Below are 18,742 nucleotides of genomic sequence, written 5' to 3'. Positions count from 1 at the left end.
GAGGGGAAGAGGCAGTGGCGGCCGAGGTCGAGTTGTTCGAGGATCTGGACTCGGTCGCCCGCGACGCCGCCGGCACGCTCGACCGGCAGTCCGTGCCTTCTCTGTACGGACGGCTCGACTGGTTCCGCCTGCTCGCCCGCCATTGCCCGCCCTCCGGTAAGCTGCTTGCGCTTCGCGCCCGCGCCGGCCGCCGCCGCGCCTGGCTCTTCCTCGCGGTGAACCATCCGACGGCCGCCGCTTACGCGGTCTGGTATTCGCTGCGCTTCGACGCAGTCGGCGATCGCGACCCGGATCTGCTGACGGCGATCGCGGCGGCCTTGCGCGACGGCGGACTCGCCCGGGTCGAGCTCGGGCCCATCGAGGATCCCGAGCCGCTGGAGCACGGCTTGCGCGAGGCGGGATGGATCGTCTTCGCAGCGCCGCGCACCACCAATTGGCGGATCGACACGGCAGGCATGGATTTCGAGCGCTATTGGGCGAAGCGGCCGGCGCGGCTGCGCAACACGGCAAAGCGCAAGGCCAAGGGCGCGGCCCTGGACGTCGTTGTCCACGATCGCTTCGACGCCGCGGCCTGGGACGATTACGAGTCGGTCTATCGGGCTAGCTGGAAGCCGGAAGAAGGCTCTTTCCCGTTCCTTCGCGCGCTCGCCGAGCAGGAGGGCGCCGCCGGAACCTTGCGTCTGGGGATTGCCAAAGCGGCAGGCGTGCCTGTCGCGGCGCAACTCTGGCTCGTCGAGAACAAGGAGGCGACCATCCACAAGCTCGCTTATTCGGAAGCGGCCAAGGCGATGTCGCCTGGGACGATCCTGGGCATGGCGATGTTCCGCCACGTGCTCGATCACGACCGGGTCGAAAGGATCGACTACGGCACCGGGGACGAAGCCTATAAGGCCGAGTGGATGGAGGAGAAGAAAACCCTCTGGAACCTCACCGCTTTCAATCCGCGCACGTTCAAGGGACTGCTCGGCGCGGCTCGTGCCTGGGCTTCCGCGCTTGCCGCCCGCCGGCGAAGTCGGTAGGGCGCCCGGCGCAACGGGGGATAAGAGCCGAAGCATGGTTGCCGCCTTCAACGATGAAGAACAGGTCGACGCGACGCTGCGCGCGGTGCTTGTCGACGTGCTCGGCCTGGCCGAGGACAAGGTTCGCGGTTTCGATGAGAGCACGGCCTTGTTCGGCGCGTTGCCGGAGTTCGATTCGATGGCGGTCGCCGGCTTGCTTACCGAGCTGGAGGAACGGCTCGGGATCCTCATCGAGGACCATGAGGTCGATGCCGACATGCTCGAGACGTTCGGCTCCCTCCTTACCTTCGCGCGGGCCAAGGCGCTGCAGTGAGTTTGGGCGGTCTCGCTTACGAGACGTTCCGAAGCGCAGGCCGGGAAGAATATCTGATGCGGATCGGACCGGTCGAGGCGCCGCCGATCCTGATCGTCCCTCCGTTGTTCGAGGAAATGAACCGCACGCGGGCGCTGGTCGCTGGCGTCATGCGGGCGCTCGCGGGAAAGGGCATGTCCGGCTGGCTCCCGGACCTCAAGGGCACGGGCGAGAGCCTCGAAGCGCTGGAGACCAGCCGGTGGGAAGACTGGCGGCATGACGTCATGGCGGCGGCCGACCATCTCCAGGCCCGCAGCGGCAAGACGCCGCTCATTGCATCGATCCGGGGCGGCTGCCTGATCGACGACGCCGCGGCCGCGATCGGCTGGTGGCGCCTGGCGCCGGTGCCGGGGGCGTCGCTGGTCCGGGACATGACTCGGGCCGGCCTCGCCGGCGTCGAATGGGCCGGCTACGCGCCTTCGGACAGTCTGAAGGGCCGTCTGGCCGACGCCACCGCCGTCCACCAGGAGCCGTTGCGCACGGCCCGCTTGTCGAGCGATGCAGCGCCGGCCGACATCAAGCTTTCGGGGCCCGCTCTATGGCGCCGGTCCGAACCGGGCAGTGCGCCGGAACTCGCGGAGGCCATGGCCGCCGACATCGTCGAATGGCATGCGGCATGCGTCGTCTCCTGACCTTCGCCTGCGAGGGAGAGACGCTCGGCGCGGCGCTCGACGAAGGCGGCGGCGACCGCGGCCTGCTGATGGTGACCGGCGGCAGTCAGACACGAATCGGTTCGCACCGTATGTACGAGCGCCTCGCTATGTACCTGGCAGAGCGGGGAATTTCCTGCCTGCGTTTCGATCGGCGGGGGGTCGGCGACAGCAGCGGGGACGATCCGGGCTACCGCAGCAGCGGGCCCGATCTGACTGCCGCGGCCGATCTGCTTCGCCGAGAGCGCCCAGGGCTGACTCGGATAGACGGATTCGGCCTGTGCGACGGAGCGACCGCGATCGCTCTCTTGGGCGATCAGGCCGGGCTGGACGGGCTGATCCTGGTCAACCCCTGGCTGGTGGAGACCGCCTCGGGCGAACCTGCGCCGGCGGCAATCCGCCAACATTATCGAGACCGCCTGCTCAGCCTGGACGGCTGGAAGAGACTGGTTTCAGGCGGAGTGAATTATCGAAAATTGTTCAAAGGGATATTGAAGTCCGGAAGCCGCGCGCCTTCGACACTGGCGCAGGAGGTGGCCGCCGCGATGGCGCGGCATCGACTGCCGGCCGAACTGCTCCTCGCGACGGGCGACGCAACGGCCATCGCAGCGGACGTTGAGATGAGGTCACCCATTTTCCGCGGGTTGGCCGGAAAGGCTCAGAAGCTCGACACGGATTCACACACCTTCGCACGCCCAGGAGACGAGGGGCGCCTGTCGGAAGCGGTGCTCGAGGCGGTGCGGCGGTTGGACGCCCGACCGGCTGTCAAGCTTCCTGAAGGCTCCTGACGGGCTTCGCCTCGAAATCGGCCTCGGCGAGGAACTTCTCGGCGTCCAACGCGGCCATGCAGCCGGTGCCGGCGGCGGTGACCGCCTGCCGGTAATGCTTGTCCATTACGTCGCCGCAGGCGAACACGCCGGGAATCGACGTGCGGCTGGTGCCAGGCTCCACCGGGATATAGCCGTCCTTGTCGAGCTCAAGCTGTCCCTTGAACAACTCGGTGGCCGGCGAGTGGCCGATGGCGATGAAGGCGCCCTCCGTGTCGAGCCGCTGGATCTCGCCCGTGACGGTGTCGCGCAAATCCACCGCGACCAGGCCTTCGGGCTCGCCGCCGCCGACGAACTCCGCCACCTCGCGGTTCCACATCACCTTGATGTTGGCGTGAGCGAACAGCCGTTCCTGCAGGATCTTCTCCGCGCGCAGCGAGTCGCGGCGATGGATCAAGGTGACGTCATGACTGTGGTTGGTCATGTACAGCGCTTCCTCGACGGCCGTGTTGCCGCCGCCGATCACGATCACCTTCTTGCCGCGATAGAAGAAACCGTCGCAGGTGGCGCAGGCCGAGACCCCCTTCCCCTTCATCCGCTCCTCGGACGGCAGGTTGAGCCATTTCGCCTGGGCCCCGGTGGCGATCACCAGCGTGTCGCCGAGATAGACGGTGCCGCTGTCGCCCAGCATTCGAAACGGGCGGCTGGACAGATCGACCTCGACGATATGATCCCACTCCATCCGGGCGCCGACATGCTCCGCCTGCTTCTGCATCTGCTCCATCAGCCACGGTCCCTGGATGACGTCGGCGAAACCGGGATAATTTTCCACATCGGTGGTGATGGTGAGCTGTCCGCCCGGCTGGATGCCCTGAACGACGATCGGCGCGAGGCCGGCCCGCGCGCCGTAGATGGCCGCGGTAAGGCCGGCCGGGCCGGAGCCGAGAATCAGCATTCGGGTGGAGTGGGTAGCCGCCATGAAGGGGTCTTTCCTGGAAGGATCAACTCGGGTGATGAATGCGAGGTAGGGTCGTCCCCCTGCCCGTGCAACCGTCATTTGCCGCCCGGAGCCCGGGTTGATAGGAGCCGATGCGGCTTCGGATTGCAGCAGATGGGGCATGCCGTTCAATGACAGGCCGCGACAAGGCCGTATGGTGATCGAGCGCCCGCTCGACTGGCGGACCAAAGGTCTGCCGCCCTCGGCCGAGGGTCTTACCGGCCCCGAGATCGGCCGGCTTGGCCTAAGCCTGCTCGCCGGCGACCTGATGATGCCGTCAGCAATCATCCGGGAAGAGGCTTTGGCGGACAATATAAGGGAGATGCAGGCCTTCGCCGACCGAAACGGCGCCCTGCTCTGCCCTCATGGCAAGACCAGCATGAGCCCGGAGCTGTTGCGCAGGCAGCTCGAGGCGGGCGCCTGGGGAATCACCGCCGCGACCGCTCACCATGTGCGAGTCTATCGGCGGCTCGGGATAGAGCGGATCCTCCTTGCCAATCAGCTCGTCGGGCGAACCGACCTCGACTTCGTCATAAGCGAGATTGCGCGCGACCCGTCCTTCGACTTCTTCTGTCTCGTCGATTCGGCCGATGGCGCGGCCCTGCTCGTCGAAGCGGTGGAGCGGGTCGCAAGCGCACGGCCGGTGCAGGTGCTGATCGAGACCGGGCTGGAAGGCGGCCGTTCCGGCGTTCGCAGCACCGCGGAAGCGCTCGCACTTGCGCGCGCTGTCGCGGCCCAGCCGCGGCTTGCGCTTCGCGGCGTCGAGACGTTCGAAGGAATCCGCCAGGCTCGGCCCGACGCCCGGCTCGAGGCCGCCGACATGATCGACCTGGCGCTGATCGCTGCCCACGACATCGCCGCGGAAGGCCTGTTCGCCGAAGGAGAGGTGCTGATCTCGGCCGGTGGGTCGGGCTTTCTCGACCTGTGCGCGGCCAAGCTCCCCGGCCGGATCGGCGGCCAGCCGGTCCGGCGCGTGATTCGGCCGGGCTGCTACGTCACCCACGACAGCGGCCTTTACGCGCGGCTGACCGGACCGGGGGGGAGCCGCCTGCCCGGGCTGCCGAAGCTCGAACATGCGCTCGAGGTCTGGGGCACCGTGCTTTCGCTGCCGGAGCCCAGGCTTGCGATCGTCGGCGCCGGAAAGCGCGACCTTTCTTACGACGTCGAGCCGCCGCGGCCGCTATGGGTGCATCGCCCGCCCGGCGAAGGTCCGCCCAATGAAGCCACAGACATGACGGTCGTCGCGATGTGGGATCAGCATCTGAGCCTGTCCGCTCCGGACGGCCGGCTGGCGGTGGGCGACCTCGTCGGCTTCGGCATTTCCCATCCTTGCGCGACCTTCGACCGCTGGACGGCCCTGTTGACGGTCGACGGGGCCCATAGGGTCACCGGCGCGGTGACCACCCTGTTCTGACCCGAAACTTGCCTTGGCGGCTCAGGGCATTAAGTTGAGTCGTGGATAAGGCCCCCGGCCCGCCCCGTCAGCCATCACATCGAGGAGAGATGATGAACTTCCGCAAAATGCTCGCTGCAACCGCGCTTTCCGCGGCTCTGCTCTTCCCCGTCGCCGCTCCGGCCGGCGCGCAGACGATCCAGGTCGGCGCCACCGTCAAGGATCCGCAGGGCGGCGAAGTCGGCACCGTCGAGTCCGTCGACAGCGAATTTGTCGTCGTTCGCACCGACCGCCATGCGGCGCGGCTTCCGGTTTCCTCCTTCACCCCGACAGAGGAAGCCGTCCTGTTCGGCCTGACTCGCGACCAGCTCAACAGCCAGCTCGACCAGGCGATCGCCCAGGCACAGCAGGCGATCCAGGTCGGCGCCATGGTGCACGACCGCAATGGCGCTCCGATCGGCGCGATCGAGACCACGGATGCCGAGACGGTCACCGTCAAGCTCGGCGAGCAGCCGATCAGGCTGCCCCGCAGCTCGGTCGCACCGGGCCAGAACGGTCTGCGCATCGGCGCGACACTGGCCGACCTGCAGGCGCAGATCGCCGCGGCTTCGCCCGCCGCGACTCCGGACAGCAATGCTTCGGCCACGACGGAAGGCGCCAGCGGCGACGCCGCACCGTCCGGGAGCAATTAAGGCAGAGCGGCCGATCCCCTCCTAACGGAAGGGATCGGCCCGCCGCTCGCGGGCCGGTGATCGAGGCTTCCTGATCCCGTGGAACGCCATAGAAACTAGGCCCGGTGCGGGAGCCGTGGACGGGCGTTGCCCAAAGCTCGGCAGGAAGCGCCGACGTGCTCGGCCAGATGCCTTCGAACCAGCTCCCTCCTCCGGTCGGCCATGTGGGCCCGGTCGGCACCGTTGATCGCGAGGTCGGTTCAATCGACCGGAAGGCGGCCCTAGGACCGAGGCGCATCGTCGCCCGGCACCCCTCGGCAATAGCCGCGCACCGCCTCGACGAGCGCAAAGTCACCGGCGGCGCGGGCCAGGCGTTCGCCTTCTTCGCAATCGCCGAGGCGCACGATTTCCCCGACCCGCTCGCCCAAGGGCCGGCCCTGATCGCGAAGCGCTCGCAGACGCCGGGCGTCCGCCGTGGCGAGATCCTCCCGGTAGCGCCGAACGGCTTCATGCTCCTGGGTGAGGGCCTGCCGGTTGATGCTGCTCCAGCCAGTCCACATTCGCCCGAAGCCAGGCGACGGCGCCGGCTGTCCACCCGACTGGGCTACCGCGGGCCAAGGCGCGACCAGCGCCAGCCCGAGCAGCGCTCCCGCATGGCGAGCCAAGGTCGCGATGTTTCGGCCAGGCCTATAGATAGCGCGTCTCCCCGGGCGGATTCTGCCAATTGTCGTTGCGCCCGTCCGAATAGCGAACCGGGGCGGACGCCAGCGCACTTGGTTCGACGTCATCGAGGCTGGACAGGAAGACTCCCACGAAATCGCCGCCCATATAATCGGCACTTCCCGTCTCGTGCGTGTAGACGCCGCAGGCCGGGCAGAAATGCTTCAAAGGCGCCTGAGGCTGCTTGCGATAGGCCGCCATATCGCCGGCTCCACTCGACAGCCTGAAGGCCGTCGGGGCAACGAACGCCTTCCATGCCCGCGCCTTCATGCAGAAGGTGCAGTTGCACTTGCCGGTCCCCGCGTCGAGGTCGATCTCGACCTCGTAAGCGATGGCGCCGCAGTGGCAGCTGCCTCTATAGGTCCTCGCCGTCATGGAACTGCCTCTTCCGATGAGCACCGACATTGCCACAGCAAGCCAGTCCGCGGAACGGCTTATCGGCATGGTCGGTGGATATGGTAGCGGAGGAGGGACTTGAACCCCCGACACGCGGATTATGATTCCGCTGCTCTAACCAGCTGAGCTACTCCGCCCCAAGGCAAAACGAGGTGCCTCGTCCGGCACGCGCCGCGGCGCTATAGGAAGGCGTGGGCGAAGGGTCAACTGGAGTGAGCGGCAGGGATTTTCAAGCTCGGCCGCGTCGATGCGAAAGCGCCGGAACCGCCCGCCCCTGATGTCGTTTCGACCGGAACGGAGACCGCCCATGGAATTGCTTACCCCGCTGGAAACCCTGTGCCGGCTGATATTGAGGGCGCGCGAACTCGAGGCGCAGGTGCCCGCGCAGGACCCCGACGATGATGCCGACAATGTCGACGATCTGGACGACGAGGGCGATCAGGCGCTGTCGACGCTGGAGGATGAGCTGAACAGCGGCGTCGAGGAAGAGATTCAGGCGACGCTCGACGACCTCGCCGATGACCAACTGGCCGAAACGCTCGCCTTGGCCTGGGTGGGGCGCGGCACCTATGATGCGAGCGAATGGGACGATGCATTCGCGGAAGCAAGCGAGCTGGATCCGGACGAGCGGCTGGACGAACTCCTGGATATGCCGTTGCTAGCCGGTCACCTGGAGGCGGGCCTTGCCGCCTTCGACTTCAGCTGCGACGGTATCGGCCAGACCGACTGAGCCGCGCCGGGCGCGTCCGCCCGCCGACAATCACTTCCGGAACGGGTGCGTCTTCAGCGGCTCCCACGGTCCGCCCCGGTAGCGCCAGGAAGCGAGCGCTCGGATGGCGAGCGGGCGCGGCTCGAAGCGGGCGCGCAGGGCCTTTTGCAGGCGCTGTGCCTCGCTCCGCTCGACCTTGTTCTGGATCGTGACGTGCGGCCTCCACCCTGTCTGGTCCTGAGGCGTCAGCAGCCCGTGAAAGGCTTCGGCGAGGTCGTCGCGGATCGCCTCGAGCGCCGGGCTGTCGACCCGCAGCGCCGTCCCCTCCCCCATATCCATGATGTCTACGACCGCGGCTTTTGGCGGCGCCGCCGCCGTCGCCCGGCCAAGTCGGGCCGAAAGCTCGCCTTCAAGGCTCGGCGGAAGCTGGCGGAACAAGGTCAGGTGCGCCGGCACGCGGTTCAGCGCGGCGGGATAATGTTCGCGCCGTAGCTGCTGGAGCCATCCGTCGTCGCCCGGCCCGAACAAAGCGGTGACGATCAGCGGCCCGGCTTCCAATTCAGATCTCGACCTGGGCGCCCAGCTCGACGACACGGTTGGGCGGAAGCTTGAAGAACTCCATTGCGCTCTCCGCGTTGCGCAGCATCCAGGCGAACAATTTCTCGCGCCAGACAGCCATTCCCGGCGTGGCCGAGGTGATGAGCGTCTGGCGGGCGAGGAAGAAGCTCGTATCCATCATCTTGAACTGGGGTCCGCATTCGTCGACGCGCGCCAGAGCCGCCGGCACGTTCGTCTCCTGCATGAATCCGTAGCGGACGATGAGCCGGAAGAAGCCGCTGCCTAGCTCCTTCAGTTCGAAGGACTTTTCCTGGTCGACAAAGGGCACGTCCTCGATCCTCACCGTCAGCAGGATCACGCGTTCGTGAATGACCTTGTTGTGCTTCAGATTGTGCAGCAGCGAATGCGGCACGCCTTCTGCCGACGTGGTCATGAACACGGCCGTGCCGGGAACGCGGGTCGCGCTGCTTGCGGCCGACTTGACGAAGATCGGCAGCGGGATGGCCGCCTCGTCCATCCGCTCGATCATCAGCTTGCGGCCACGCGCCCAGGTCGTGAGAAGCGTGAAGCCGATCAGCCCGATCAACAGCGGGAACCAGCCGCCGTTGGGAACCTTGGTGAGGTTCGCCGCGAAATAGGTGATGTCGACGATGAAGAAGATGGCGAGCAACGGCAGCGACGCCCACCGCGGCCATTTCCACAAGGAGAAGAGGACCACCGCGAGCAGGCACGTGTCGATCAGCATCGCGCCGGTCACCGCGACGCCGTAAGCGGCCGCCAGATTGCTCGAATTCTGGAAGAAGAGGACGAGCAGGATGACCAGCACCATCAGCGCGTTGTTGATCGCCGGTATGTAGATCTGCCCTGCGGCGCGCGCGCTCGTGTGCGTGATGCGCATCCTGGGCACGAAGCCGAGCTGCACCGCTTGCTGGGTCACCGAAAAGGCACCCGATATCACCGCCTGGCTGGCAACGATCGTCGCAAGCGTCGCGATGAACACGAGCGGCAGCCGGAACCATTCGGGCGCGAGCATGAAGAAGGGGCTGCTGACGGCCGACGGATCGGCGATCAGCAGCGCGCCCTGCCCCATATAGTTGAGCATCAGAGCGGGCATGACGAACATGACCCAGGCGTTGCGTATCGGCTTGCGACCGAAATGCCCCATATCGGCGTAAAGCGCTTCGGTGCCGGTTACCGCCAGCACCACCGAGCCGAGCGCAAGAAAGCCCAGCCACTTGTCGATCAGGAAGAAGTTGAGCGCGTACCAGGGATTGAGCGCCCACAGGATTTCCGGGTGGCGCAGGATGCTTGCGCTCCCAAGGATGGCGAGCGTCAGAAAATATGTGACGACGATCGGTCCGAACAGCGCTCCGACCCTTGCCGTCCCGGTCCGCTGGAGCAGGAACAGGCCGATGAGGATCGCGATGGCGATCGGCACCACCAGGGGTTGCAGGCTGTCCTCGACGACGGTGAGGCCTTCGACCGCCGAAAGCACCGAGATGGCCGGCGTGATCATCGAATCGCCGTAGAAGAGCGCACAGGCAAAGACGCCGAGCAGAACGATCCCGCCGGACCAGCGCACGTCCGCCTTGCGCGAGATCAGGGCCAGCAAAGCGAGGCTGCCGCCTTCCCCCTTATTGTCCGCACGGGTCAGGATCGTGATATATTTGATGCTGACGACCAGCATCATCGACCAGAAGATGAGCGAGATGACCCCGAATACCTGGATCTGGTTGATCGGCAGCGGGTGCGCGCCTGCGAATGTCTCGCGGAGCGCATAAAGGGGGCTGGTGCCGATGTCGCCGAAGACGACGCCCATGGCGAGCAATGTCAGCCCGGCAATGCTTGCCTGCGGTGCATGCTGCCCGGCGGGACGGTCCGCGGGTTCCTTCGGAACGGCTGCGCTATCGCTCATCGGTCAGGATCGGAAGAAGACGTCCGAAGGTCCTTATTTGACGCCCTGACCGTGCCAAGGCGGGGGCGGGTTAGCACCGGGGCTCCGCCTTCGCAACGGCGACAAAGCGAATTCGCCCCGCTATAGGACGCGCGCTTTTCTATCACAAACTACCAGGAGCACTTTCCATGCGCGTCGGCGTGCCGAAGGAAATCAAGGTTCACGAGTATCGCGTCGGCCTCACCCCCGCGTCGGTCGCCGAGCTCGTCGCCGCCGGCCATGAGGTTCTCATCGAGACCCAGGCCGGAGTCGGGATCGACTTTTCGGACGAGGATTATGTCGAGGCCGGTGCCAAGATCGCCGGCAATGCCGCCGAGTTGTTCGCCGGCTCCGACATGATCGTCAAGGTGAAGGAGCCGCAGGCGAGCGAGATCGCCTTGCTGGAGCCCCGCCACCTGTTGTTCACCTATCTCCACCTCGCCCCCGATCCCGAGCAGACCAGGGGCCTGATGAAGTCGGGCGCGACCTGCATCGCCTATGAGACGGTGACCGCCAACGACCGCTCGCTGCCGCTGCTGAAGCCGATGTCGGAGGTCGCCGGTCGGATGTCGATCCAGGTGGGCGCTCATTACCTGGAGAAGGAGCAGGGCGGACGCGGCGTCCTGCTCGGCGGCGTGCCCGGTGTCGCGCCGGCCAAGGTGACCATCCTCGGCGGCGGCATTGCCGGCGTGAATGCCGCTCAGATGGCGGTGGGCATGCGCGCCGACGTCACGATCTACGACATCTCCAATGCTCGGCTCGCCGAGCTCGACATGTTCTTCGGCAGCCAGATCAAGACGGCCTACGCCTCCAAGGCGGCGATCGCCAAGGCGGTGGCCAAGTCGGAACTGGTAATCGGCGCGGTGCTGATCCCCGGCGCCGCCGCGCCCAAGCTGGTGACCCGCGACATGCTGAAGACGATGAAGCGTGGTTCGGTCCTGGTCGACATCTCGATCGACCAGGGCGGCTGCTTCGAGACGTCGCGGCCGACCACACACAGCGATCCGGTCTACGAGATTGACGGGGTCATTCATTATTGCGTCGCCAACATGCCCGGCGCTGTCGCACGCACGTCGGCCTTCGCGCTCAACAACGCCACCCTGCCCTTCGTGCTGAGGCTCGCCAACATGGGCGCCGAAGCGGCGATGAAGGCCGACCCGCATCTGGCGAACGGCCTGAACGTATCGGGCGGCAAGATCCGCCATCAGGCTGTCGCCGAGGCGCTCGGGCTGCCCTTCGACGCGGCGGCCTAGCGGATCCCGCTCCTCCCGGGCCGAATCGAAGGGCCGGGAGGAGCGGGTCGGATCGGTGCCGGCGAGTCCGTACTCGTCCGCACGGACCGATGCGCCCTCTCCCGACCGAGGTGGCCGGTCGGAGGGCTGCGACGACATCGCGGCCCCTACCCCCTCCTTCAAAGGGAGGGGCTATCCTAAGGTGTCGCGGCCGGCGGGATCTGGCCCATGGAGCGAGCCTGCTGCAGGGCCGCGAGCCGTTCCTCGATGATTCGGCGATAGTCGGCGTCGGGCGGGGCCTGGGACAGCAGCTCGCGCCAGATCTGCTCGGCCTGGTCGAACTGGCCGCCCTGGGCGAGGGCGAGGCCGTAATAGAAGCGGGGCGCCGGATGCTCGGGCGCGATCGCCCGGGCGCGGCGGAAGGCGAGCTCGGCCGCCGGGGTCATCATGCCGTCGGCATGAGTCACCAGCGCGCTGCCGAGTCCCGCCCAGAGGTCGGGATCGTTCGGCGAGTCCCTCAGGCCGGCGCTGATCACCTGGGCCGCCCCCTGCGTGTCGCCGCGGCGGGCGAAGCCCTCCGACATGTTCAGCCAGTACCAGGCGCGGTCGAACCGGCCGAGCATGTCTTCACGAGTCTCGGCGAAGGCGCTGTCCGGGATCTGCTGGCGCTGCGGCGGCGGCTTGGGGCGGCCTTCCAGTGCCGGCCGCCCCTGCCAGGCATAGCCGGCAAGCGCGAGCAGGAGGGCCGCGCCGAGGAACTGGACCGCGCCTTTGTCCCTTCGGACGAAGCGCCACAGGCCAGCGCCGGTCGCCAGTGCGAGCACGAGCATGAGGATCCAGCCGGTCATGGCTTCTTCCTGCGCCGGAAGCGGCCACGAGCCAGCCACAGGCCGGCGAGCAGGAGGAGGATCGGCGCGCCCCAGAGCGGCCAGGTCACCGGCTCGAGCGGCGGATCGTAGGTTACCCAATTGCCGTAGCGCGCGATCAGCCAGTCGCGGATCTGGTCGGGGCTTTCGCCGGCCTGGATGCGCTGGCGGATCAACGCGCGCATGTCGCCGGCCATCTCGGCATCGCTGTCGGATATCGCCTGGCCCTGGCAGACCAGGCACCGCACCGTCTCCATCAGCGCCTTCGCCTGCCGCTCCTGACGCGGGTCGGGGAGCTGGGTGTCGGCATATTCTGCGGCTGGAAGGAGTGAGTCGGCGAAGGCGGGGGCTGCGAGCGTAAAGAACAGGGTCACGGCGACGAGCATGGCCTTGTGCCCTGGCCGGTGGCGCTCATTGGGGCGTCCGAACCGGGTCCCGGCCTCGGCGGCGACGCTGGACAGGGGACGCATCCTGCTCATCGTGCCGCCTCATAGGCCGCGATGATCGCGGGAACGTCCTGCGGGTTGATCGCGCCGATATGCTGGTGGCGGATGATGCCGTTGCCGTCGATCACGAACGTCTCCGGCACGCCGGCGGAACCCAGTTCCAGCTGGACGCGGCGGTCGTTGTCGGCGCCGATGGTGCGAAAGGGATCGCCCCACGCGGCGAGGAAGGCAAGCAGGTCCTGGGGCCGATCCCGGACCGCGATTCCGTCGATAGGCACCCCGCGCCGCTCGAGCTCGGCGAGCTGGGGGGCCTCGGCGCGGCAGGGAATGCACCAGCTCGCGAAAATGTTGACCACACGCGGCTCGCCGCGGCGGAAATCCGAGCTCGAAAGGCCGGGCCGCCCCGGCAGGGCCGGCGCGAGCGCGAATTCGGGCACCGGCTGTCCGATCAGCTGGGACTGGATGGCGCGGTCGGCGGGCGCGTAGAGGCCGACCGCCACGACAACGACGAACAGGGCGAAGACGATGAGCGGCGCCCAGAGGATCAGCCGGCGCTTCACGCGATCGCCTCCTCGGTTCTGGCGGGAATGCGGTGCTCCCGCCTGAGTCGACCGATCAAGGCGAGCAGACCGCCGAGCGCGACCAGGCCGCCACCGAGCCAGATCAGGGTGACCCAGGGCTTCCACCACAGCCGAAGCTGCCAGCGCCCCTGCTCGTCGGGCTCCCCGATGGCGACGTAGAGCTGGCCGTTCCATACGGTGGCGATCGCGGCCTCGCTGGTCGGCGTCGGCGGCGAGCTGAACATCCGTGCCTGCGGCCTGAGCTCGAACGACCCGCCGCCACCGCGGCGAGCCGTCAGCCGCGCTTCGATGGCCGTCCAGTTCGGGCCTGCGACGGGCTCGACTCCGGCGAAGCGGACCGACCAGGGGCCGACGTTCATCACCTGACCAGGCTGCGCCGCGACCAGCGTCTCGCGGGTGAAGGCGCTTTCGGAAGCCATGCCGGCGAGACTGACCGCGATGCCGAAATGGGCGACGACCATGCCCCAGATGAACAAGGGTGTCCGGCGCAGGTTGCGCTTCCACAAGGGCGCGAGGCTGGCCGCGCCGACCCCCGCCGCGAGGGTGAGACCCAGCAGAGGCAGGACGCCGATCCCGGGCGCGAGCAGCACGACCAGCAACAAGGCCGCCGCGCAGATCAGGATCGGCACGGCGATGCGCCGCACCAGGGCGCCGAGATCGTCCCGACGCCAGCGCAACAAAGCGCCCATTCCCATGACCGTGACGAGGAGCAGGGCGATCGGGCCGGCGGCGCTGTTGAAATAAGGCGGGCCGACCGAAAGCTTCTCGCCAGTCACCGCTTCGACGGCAAGCGGATAGAGGGTGCCGACGAAGACGATGCCCAGGATCGCCGAAAGGAGCAGGTTGTTGACCACCAGCGCACCTTCCCGGCTGACGAAATCGAAGCGCGAGCCTTCCTTCACCGTGCCTATCCTGAGTCCGAACAGCGCCAACGCCCCGCCAATATAGAAGAGGAGCAGGACGAGAATGAAGGCGCCGCGCTGGGGATCGACGGCGAAGGCATGGACGCTGGTCAAAATGCCCGAGCGCACAAGGAAGGTGCCGATCATCGACATGGAAAAAGCGACGACCGCGAGCATGACCGTCCAGGCGCGCAGTCCGTCGCGCGTGGCGAGCACGGTGACGCTGTGCAGCAGGGCGGTCGCCGCAAGCCAGGGCATGAGCGACGCATTCTCGACCGGGTCCCAGAACCACCAGCCGCCCCAGCCGAGCTCGTAATAGGCCCAGTAGGAGCCGGCGGTGATGCCCAAGGTAAGGAAGATCCATGCCGCCAGGACCCAGGGCCGCATCGCCCGGGCAAAGGCCGGCCCGACATCGCGCGTGACCAGCGCGCCGACCGCGAAGGAGAAAGCGATCGAGATGCCGACATAGCCGAAATAGAGAGTCGGCGGATGGAAAGCGAGGCCCGGATCCTGAAGCAGTGGGTTGAGCCCGTTTCCTTCGACGGGAGTCGGCGACAGGCGGGTGAAGGGATTGGAGGCGAAGAGGAGGAAGACGTAGAAGCCGAGGCCGATCGCCGCCTGCGCGGCCAGGGTGGCGATCAACGTATCCTGGCGCAGCCGCCGCTCGAGCAAGGCGACCGCGGCGCCGGCGACCGCGAGAATGGTGATCCAGAGCAGCATCGAGCCTTCATGGTTTCCCCAGGCGCCGGCGAACTTGTACAGCCAAGGCTTGGCGGAATGGCTGTTGGCGGCGACCAGCTCGACCGAAAGGTCGGTGCGCAGGAACAGCCAGATCAGGGCCAGAAAGGCGACCGCCGCCAGCACGCCCTGCGCCACCGCCACCGGACGCACGATGCGCAGCAAGGTCTCGCCACCCGGCCGCAAGGCGGCCGCGCCGAGGAAAAGCTGGAGCAGCGACAGAGCCGCCGCAAGCCACAGCGCTGCAAGCCCCCCCTCCGCGATCATTCCAGCGATTCCGTCTTGTGCAGGCCGCGTTCTCCGAGCTGCGGCGGCATGTAATTCTCGTCATGCTTGGCGAGGATCTCGGAAGCGACGAAGGTGCCGTCGGGGCGGAAGCGGCCTTCGGCCACGACGCCGCTATTCTCCTGGAACAGGTCGGGCGTGATGCCGGTATAGAGGACGGGGATGGTGGCCGGCGTGTCGTCGCCGACGACGAAATCGATCGTAACCCCGTCAGCGTGGCGCCGGATCGAGCCCTGCCGCACCATTCCGCCGATCCTCACCGCCCGGTCGAGCGGCAGCCCCTTTCGAGCGACGTCGGCCGGCGCATAGAAGAAGCTCGCCTGGTCGCGCATCGCCGACATGGCGAGCAGGACGGCCCCGAGCACCGCCACGACGGCCAGCAGGAGCAGGACGAGGCGCTGGTTCTTAGGCTTCACGACCACGCCCGAGCCTTTCCGCCGCCGCTTCGGCGCGACGCATTTCGATATAGCTCGACAAGGCGACCGCGGCGGTGCCGAGCAGGGCAACCGCATAGGCGGCGATGATGAAGGGCCAGTGGCTCACGACGCCGCCATCCGCTTCATTCGCGCCTCGACCTTGTTCCGCGCCAGCTCGGCACGCATCCGCATCAGCACGACGGCGCCGAACAACAGCGAGAATCCCAGCGCAGAGCCGAGCAGCGGCCAAAGCATGGAGGGATCGATGCTGACCTTGCCTTCGAGCAGGCTGATGCTCGCTTTCTGGTGGATGCTCTCCCACCATTCCACCGAGAAGCGGATGATTGGGATGTTGATCGCTCCCACCAGGCCGAAGATGGCGGTCAACCTCCCTTCCCCGCCCTTTTCCCGCTCGGCAGCGGCCAAAGCGATGTAGCCGAGATAGAGGAACAGGAGGACGAGCATCGAAGTCATGCGCCCGTCCCATTCCCAATAAGTACCCCAGGTCGGCCGTCCCCACAGCGACCCCGTGATCAGGCAGATCGCCGCGAAGACGCTGCCCGGCACGGCGATCGCGCGCGCCGCGACCGCCGCGAGCGGATGGCGCCAGATCAGCTGCATCAGGCTGGTGACGGCGATGCCGGTCCAGCCGCCCATCGCAAGCCAGGCGGCGGGCACGTGGATGTAGATGATGCGGACGCTCTCGCCCTGATAACGCTCCGGTGGAGCGACGAACAGGCCCACCGCGAGCGACGCCAGGAGCAGCGCCACCCCTGCCCAGCCCAGCCAGGCCGTCAGGGGTCGCGCCAATTTGAGGAAACGAGCCGGATTCGCGTAGACGTGCATTGTCGCGCACTCGTTTAGCGAAGCCTTTCGAAACGCGAAAGGCGCATGCGCAGGGCGCCCCACCTTGAGCTTTGACCGCCGGTCGCGCACTGGAAGCCGGTCCATGGCTACCGTCCTCCCGAACCCGCCGGAGCAGAATCGACTCCTCGGCATCGGCTGCCGAATCGGGGCGACCTTGAGCTTCGCGGTGATGGCGGCGATGATCAAGCTCGGCCACGAAGCCGGAATCGCTCTGCCCGAGTTGGTCTTCTACCGCTTCGCCCTGGGTATGCCGCCCCTGCTCGCCTGGATGGCCTGGACCGGCAATTTCGGTGCATGGCGGACGCGCCGCCCGCTCGCCCACGTCACCCGCAGCGTCATCGGGCTCACGACCATGGTGATGGCGTTCAGCGCCCTGGCCTTCCTGCCGCTTGCCGAGGCGACGACGATCAGCTTTGCGGCGCCGCTCTTCTCGGTCCTGCTTTCTGCGCTCCTCCTGTCCGAGCCGGTCGGGCGCCACCGCTGGAGCGCCGTCGCGCTGGGCTTCGCCGGCGTCGTCATCGTCATGCAGCCGGCCGGGTCCGACCTGCCCCCGATCGGGCTCGCCTTGGCGCTCGGCGGCGCGCTGGGCGTGGCCGCGGTCACCATCACCCTCCGCCAGATCGGCCGCACGGAGAGCACGCCCACCATCGTCCTGTGGTTCACCGCATTGTCGATGATCGCGTCGGGCTTTCTGCTCCCATTCTACGGCGAGGACCATTCGTCACGCGAGTGGCTCATCCTCGCGGGCCTGGGGCTTTCGGGCGGAATCGGACAACTCTTCCTGACTTCGTCCTTGCGCTTCGCGCCGGTGTCGGTCGTGGTCCCGCTCGATTATGGCCAGCTCATCTGGGTGGTGATGCTCGGCTGGCTGATCTGGAACACGCATCCGCCCAGCACGACCTGGGCAGGCGCCGCGGTGATCGTCGCCAGCGGCCTCTACACCATCTACCGCGAGCACCGGCTCGGGCGCGAAAAGCCGCATCTGCCTCCGCTGCAAGGGTGAGCGCCGGCTTTCCCCTTCATTCGGGGGCCCGGGTAAGCTGGGTGAAGGCGATGCGCCAGCGCCCCTCCTGCCGGGTCCAGACATGGACGATCCGAAGCCGACGGCTCTGGTGCAGCCCCTCCTGTGTCCACCCCAGCCTCATCAGCCAGGCGGTGAAGGCTGCGTCGCCATAGGTCCGCTGAACCGGCTGTTCGACCTCGTAAGCGTCGATCTTGAAGCCCTGCACCTCGAAGTCGGCAAGATAGGAGGCCTTGTCCTGGACCGTCGCGTCCGAGTTTACGAGCATGTAATCTTCGGTGACGAGGTCAGCGAGCGTTGCGACGTCGTTGCTCGTCGTCGCCCGGTTATAGGCCTCGATCGCATCGGCAAGACCGGTCGGCGCCTCGCCGATGGCCGCCCGGGCCGGTGCGCCGGCGCCGGACATGCCCGCGGCAAATGCCGGCGCCATCGTCATCATCGACAAGAGGGTTCGGCGTACCGGATCCGTATCGGCGGCTTCATCGTGCATGATCTTCGTTCCTTGCTCCTCAAGGGGAGCGACAGGCTTCAGCGGCGCGTGTCGGTTGCGATCCAATTCAACTCCCAGGTCTCTCCGCCATCGGCGGAGAAGGCCTGCTCGAACCGGGCGGAACTGGGCGTGATGTCGGAAATGACGAAACGAACGAGGATCTCGCGGCCGTCGAGCGTCTCGCGGCCATGAAACTCGCCGCGCCCGTCCCGGAAACCGCCGACGACCGGCGGACCCAGGGCGCCCGAGGCCAGGCTGGCATAATTGAGGCTCCAGCGGCGCGATCGCGGATCGTAGAGGCGCAGGGACAGGCCTTCGATACGTCCTGCCGGCCCTTGGACCGAGAGCTCGACAATGTTGGCGCGCCCGTTCGATAATTCGCGAACAACGCTCGTGCCTTCATATTCCACCCAGCTGTCCGATCCGGACAGTGGGTTGCGGAGCACTCTGACGTGGGTCGTCCAGGTGCCGATCTCCCAATCGAAATCATGTTGCCCGTCCGGCGTTGCGGACCGATCCGCGGAATTCTCCGCCTGCGCATAGCCGGCCGACGGCTGGAGCGCGGCGGTCGAAGCGCACAGGAAAAGTATCGGCCATCGCCTGGCCATAGCTGCCCCCTTGTCGTCGGCCGAGCATCGGCCGTGCCTCCTTGCACCCGAAGCCGCGCTGGCGGCGGGTTTTTCGGCAAAGGCGGGAAACTGATCGTCCAAACGCACGGCCGCCGACGAACGCC

23 protein-coding genes and 1 tRNA gene are annotated in these 18,742 nt (G+C 67.2%); 9 read left to right on the top strand and 15 right to left on the bottom strand.

The features are described 5' to 3' along the window. The first annotated feature begins 14 nt into the window (after positions 1 to 14). Genes EKM57_RS12545 through EKM57_RS12535 form a run of 4 tightly spaced genes read left to right on the top strand, consistent with a single transcriptional unit; the run spans position 15 to position 2,809 of the window. The gene (locus tag EKM57_RS12545) at positions 15 to 1,019 is read left to right on the top strand and encodes a GNAT family N-acetyltransferase (protein ID WP_129792835.1); all 1,005 of its coding nucleotides are present in this window, start codon (positions 15 to 17) and stop codon (positions 1,017 to 1,019) included. Positions 1,020 to 1,053: 34 nt separating this feature from the next. Further along, complete coding sequence (locus EKM57_RS12540; protein WP_129792834.1) at positions 1,054 to 1,332, top strand: acyl carrier protein; 279 nt, start codon at positions 1,054 to 1,056, stop codon at positions 1,330 to 1,332. After that, positions 1,329 to 2,003 carry a hypothetical protein gene (locus EKM57_RS21910; RefSeq protein ID WP_165357398.1) on the top strand — a complete coding sequence of 225 codons (675 nt, stop codon included), beginning with the start codon at positions 1,329 to 1,331 and terminating at the stop codon, positions 2,001 to 2,003. Before EKM57_RS12540 ends, EKM57_RS21910 begins: the two co-directional genes overlap by 4 nt. After that, on the top strand, positions 1,988 to 2,809 hold the full coding sequence (locus tag EKM57_RS12535) for a hydrolase 1, exosortase A system-associated (RefSeq protein ID WP_165357396.1): 822 nt from the start codon (positions 1,988 to 1,990) through the stop codon (positions 2,807 to 2,809). Before EKM57_RS21910 ends, EKM57_RS12535 begins: the two co-directional genes overlap by 16 nt. Here the strand turns inward: EKM57_RS12535 and trxB are convergent. After that, complete coding sequence (trxB, locus tag EKM57_RS12530) at positions 2,787 to 3,767, bottom strand: thioredoxin-disulfide reductase (RefSeq protein WP_129792832.1); 981 nt, start codon at positions 3,765 to 3,767, stop codon at positions 2,787 to 2,789. The two genes, EKM57_RS12535 and trxB, sit on opposite strands and share 23 nt — an antisense overlap. A gap of 172 nt (positions 3,768 to 3,939) precedes the next feature. On the opposite strand from trxB, the gene EKM57_RS12525 reads away from it, so the two are divergent. Then, positions 3,940 to 5,199: an alanine racemase gene (locus EKM57_RS12525; RefSeq protein WP_206185413.1), complete on the top strand. Its 1,260-nt coding sequence runs from the start codon at positions 3,940 to 3,942 to the stop codon at positions 5,197 to 5,199. A gap of 92 nt (positions 5,200 to 5,291) precedes the next feature. Then, complete coding sequence (locus EKM57_RS12520) at positions 5,292 to 5,870, top strand: hypothetical protein (RefSeq protein WP_129792830.1); 579 nt, start codon at positions 5,292 to 5,294, stop codon at positions 5,868 to 5,870. A 260-nt stretch (positions 5,871 to 6,130) separates the two neighbouring features. On the opposite strand, the gene EKM57_RS12515 is transcribed toward EKM57_RS12520, so the two are convergent. From EKM57_RS12515 to EKM57_RS12505, 3 genes are all read right to left on the bottom strand, one after another. Continuing rightward, a complete protein-coding gene (locus tag EKM57_RS12515) occupies positions 6,131 to 6,514 on the bottom strand; it encodes a hypothetical protein (RefSeq protein WP_129792829.1) in 384 nt (127 codons plus the stop codon). A gap of 22 nt (positions 6,515 to 6,536) precedes the next feature. Next, positions 6,537 to 6,944 (bottom strand): GFA family protein, encoded by a 408-nt coding sequence (locus EKM57_RS12510; protein ID WP_129792828.1) that lies wholly within the window; start codon positions 6,942 to 6,944, stop codon positions 6,537 to 6,539. Between the two features lie 81 nt (positions 6,945 to 7,025). Beyond that, positions 7,026 to 7,102, bottom strand: a tRNA-Met gene (locus tag EKM57_RS12505). Positions 7,103 to 7,272: 170 nt separating this feature from the next. On the opposite strand from EKM57_RS12505, the gene EKM57_RS12500 reads away from it, so the two are divergent. Continuing rightward, positions 7,273 to 7,695, top strand: coding sequence for a DUF3775 domain-containing protein (locus EKM57_RS12500; protein WP_129792827.1), 423 nt, complete (start codon positions 7,273 to 7,275; stop codon positions 7,693 to 7,695). A 30-nt stretch (positions 7,696 to 7,725) separates the two neighbouring features. Here EKM57_RS12500 and EKM57_RS12495 read toward each other — a convergent pair whose 3' ends face one another. Beyond that, positions 7,726 to 8,232 carry a 2'-5' RNA ligase family protein gene (locus EKM57_RS12495; RefSeq protein WP_129792826.1) on the bottom strand — a complete coding sequence of 169 codons (507 nt, stop codon included), beginning with the start codon at positions 8,230 to 8,232 and terminating at the stop codon, positions 7,726 to 7,728. Position 8,233: 1 nt separating this feature from the next. Further along, positions 8,234 to 10,147 (bottom strand): potassium transporter Kup, encoded by a 1,914-nt coding sequence (locus EKM57_RS12490; protein WP_129792825.1) that lies wholly within the window; start codon positions 10,145 to 10,147, stop codon positions 8,234 to 8,236. Positions 10,148 to 10,314: 167 nt separating this feature from the next. Here EKM57_RS12490 and ald point away from each other — a divergent pair, with 167 nt between their 5' ends. Further along, complete coding sequence (gene ald, locus EKM57_RS12485; RefSeq protein WP_129792824.1) at positions 10,315 to 11,418, top strand: alanine dehydrogenase; 1,104 nt, start codon at positions 10,315 to 10,317, stop codon at positions 11,416 to 11,418. A 176-nt stretch (positions 11,419 to 11,594) separates the two neighbouring features. Here the strand turns inward: ald and EKM57_RS12480 are convergent, their stop codons facing one another. From EKM57_RS12480 to ccmC, 7 genes are all read right to left on the bottom strand, one after another. After that, positions 11,595 to 12,245, bottom strand: coding sequence for a tetratricopeptide repeat protein (locus tag EKM57_RS12480; RefSeq protein ID WP_129792823.1), 651 nt, complete (start codon positions 12,243 to 12,245; stop codon positions 11,595 to 11,597). Then, a complete protein-coding gene (locus EKM57_RS12475; RefSeq protein WP_129792959.1) occupies positions 12,242 to 12,649 on the bottom strand; it encodes a cytochrome c-type biogenesis protein in 408 nt (135 codons plus the stop codon). Before EKM57_RS12475 ends, EKM57_RS12480 begins: the two co-directional genes overlap by 4 nt. Before the next feature lie 89 nt (positions 12,650 to 12,738). After that, positions 12,739 to 13,269, bottom strand: coding sequence for a DsbE family thiol:disulfide interchange protein (locus EKM57_RS12470; RefSeq protein WP_129792822.1), 531 nt, complete (start codon positions 13,267 to 13,269; stop codon positions 12,739 to 12,741). Beyond that, a complete protein-coding gene (locus EKM57_RS12465) occupies positions 13,266 to 15,197 on the bottom strand; it encodes a heme lyase CcmF/NrfE family subunit (protein ID WP_129792821.1) in 1,932 nt (643 codons plus the stop codon). Before EKM57_RS12465 ends, EKM57_RS12470 begins: the two co-directional genes overlap by 4 nt. After that, positions 15,194 to 15,631 (bottom strand): cytochrome c maturation protein CcmE, encoded by a 438-nt coding sequence (gene ccmE, locus EKM57_RS12460; RefSeq protein ID WP_129792958.1) that lies wholly within the window; start codon positions 15,629 to 15,631, stop codon positions 15,194 to 15,196. Before ccmE ends, EKM57_RS12465 begins: the two co-directional genes overlap by 4 nt. Next, positions 15,621 to 15,758, bottom strand: coding sequence for a hypothetical protein (locus EKM57_RS21905; RefSeq protein WP_165357394.1), 138 nt, complete (start codon positions 15,756 to 15,758; stop codon positions 15,621 to 15,623). Before EKM57_RS21905 ends, ccmE begins: the two co-directional genes overlap by 11 nt. Next, on the bottom strand, positions 15,755 to 16,477 hold the full coding sequence (ccmC, locus tag EKM57_RS12455) for a heme ABC transporter permease CcmC (protein ID WP_129792820.1): 723 nt from the start codon (positions 16,475 to 16,477) through the stop codon (positions 15,755 to 15,757). Before ccmC ends, EKM57_RS21905 begins: the two co-directional genes overlap by 4 nt. A 103-nt stretch (positions 16,478 to 16,580) precedes the next feature. Here ccmC and EKM57_RS12450 point away from each other — a divergent pair, with 103 nt between their 5' ends. Then, positions 16,581 to 17,501 carry a DMT family transporter gene (locus EKM57_RS12450; protein WP_129792819.1) on the top strand — a complete coding sequence of 307 codons (921 nt, stop codon included), beginning with the start codon at positions 16,581 to 16,583 and terminating at the stop codon, positions 17,499 to 17,501. Between the two features lie 16 nt (positions 17,502 to 17,517). Here the strand turns inward: EKM57_RS12450 and EKM57_RS12445 are convergent, their stop codons facing one another. After that, positions 17,518 to 18,009 (bottom strand): nuclear transport factor 2 family protein, encoded by a 492-nt coding sequence (locus tag EKM57_RS12445; protein WP_129792818.1) that lies wholly within the window; start codon positions 18,007 to 18,009, stop codon positions 17,518 to 17,520. A 38-nt stretch (positions 18,010 to 18,047) separates the two neighbouring features. Further along, positions 18,048 to 18,617, bottom strand: a complete 570-nt coding sequence (locus tag EKM57_RS12440; protein ID WP_206185412.1) for a hypothetical protein — start codon at positions 18,615 to 18,617, stop codon at positions 18,048 to 18,050. Between the last annotated feature and the right edge of the window lie 125 nt (positions 18,618 to 18,742).

The organism is Sphingosinicella sp. CPCC 101087 (genome assembly GCF_004151485.1).
Classification (GTDB): Bacteria; Pseudomonadota; Alphaproteobacteria; order Sphingomonadales; family Sphingomonadaceae; genus Allosphingosinicella.
The sequence above is the reverse complement of the archived record's forward strand: the minus strand, read 5'-3'. Positions and strand labels throughout refer to the sequence as shown.

Coding starts and splice junctions, on each gene's coding strand:
- EKM57_RS12540 (WP_129792834.1), top strand. CDS start 1,054: ATGGTTGCCGCCTTCAACGATGAAGAACAGGTCGACGCGACGCTGCGC.
- EKM57_RS12535 (WP_165357396.1), top strand. CDS start 1,988: ATGCGTCGTCTCCTGACCTTCGCCTGCGAGGGAGAGACGCTCGGCGCG.
- trxB (WP_129792832.1), bottom strand. CDS start 3,767: ATGGCGGCTACCCACTCCACCCGAATGCTGATTCTCGGCTCCGGCCCG.
- EKM57_RS12525 (WP_206185413.1), top strand. CDS start 3,940: ATGGTGATCGAGCGCCCGCTCGACTGGCGGACCAAAGGTCTGCCGCCC.
- EKM57_RS12520 (WP_129792830.1), top strand. CDS start 5,292: ATGAACTTCCGCAAAATGCTCGCTGCAACCGCGCTTTCCGCGGCTCTG.
- EKM57_RS12510 (WP_129792828.1), bottom strand. CDS start 6,944: ATGACGGCGAGGACCTATAGAGGCAGCTGCCACTGCGGCGCCATCGCT.
- EKM57_RS12500 (WP_129792827.1), top strand. CDS start 7,273: ATGGAATTGCTTACCCCGCTGGAAACCCTGTGCCGGCTGATATTGAGG.
- EKM57_RS12490 (WP_129792825.1), bottom strand. CDS start 10,147: ATGAGCGATAGCGCAGCCGTTCCGAAGGAACCCGCGGACCGTCCCGCC.
- ald (WP_129792824.1), top strand. CDS start 10,315: ATGCGCGTCGGCGTGCCGAAGGAAATCAAGGTTCACGAGTATCGCGTC.
- EKM57_RS12480 (WP_129792823.1), bottom strand. CDS start 12,245: ATGACCGGCTGGATCCTCATGCTCGTGCTCGCACTGGCGACCGGCGCT.
- EKM57_RS12475 (WP_129792959.1), bottom strand. CDS start 12,649: ATGCTCGTCGCCGTGACCCTGTTCTTTACGCTCGCAGCCCCCGCCTTC.
- EKM57_RS12465 (WP_129792821.1), bottom strand. CDS start 15,197: ATGATCGCGGAGGGGGGGCTTGCAGCGCTGTGGCTTGCGGCGGCTCTG.
- ccmC (WP_129792820.1), bottom strand. CDS start 16,477: ATGCACGTCTACGCGAATCCGGCTCGTTTCCTCAAATTGGCGCGACCC.
- EKM57_RS12450 (WP_129792819.1), top strand. CDS start 16,581: ATGGCTACCGTCCTCCCGAACCCGCCGGAGCAGAATCGACTCCTCGGC.
- EKM57_RS12445 (WP_129792818.1), bottom strand. CDS start 18,009: ATGCACGATGAAGCCGCCGATACGGATCCGGTACGCCGAACCCTCTTG.
- EKM57_RS12440 (WP_206185412.1), bottom strand. CDS start 18,617: ATGGCCAGGCGATGGCCGATACTTTTCCTGTGCGCTTCGACCGCCGCG.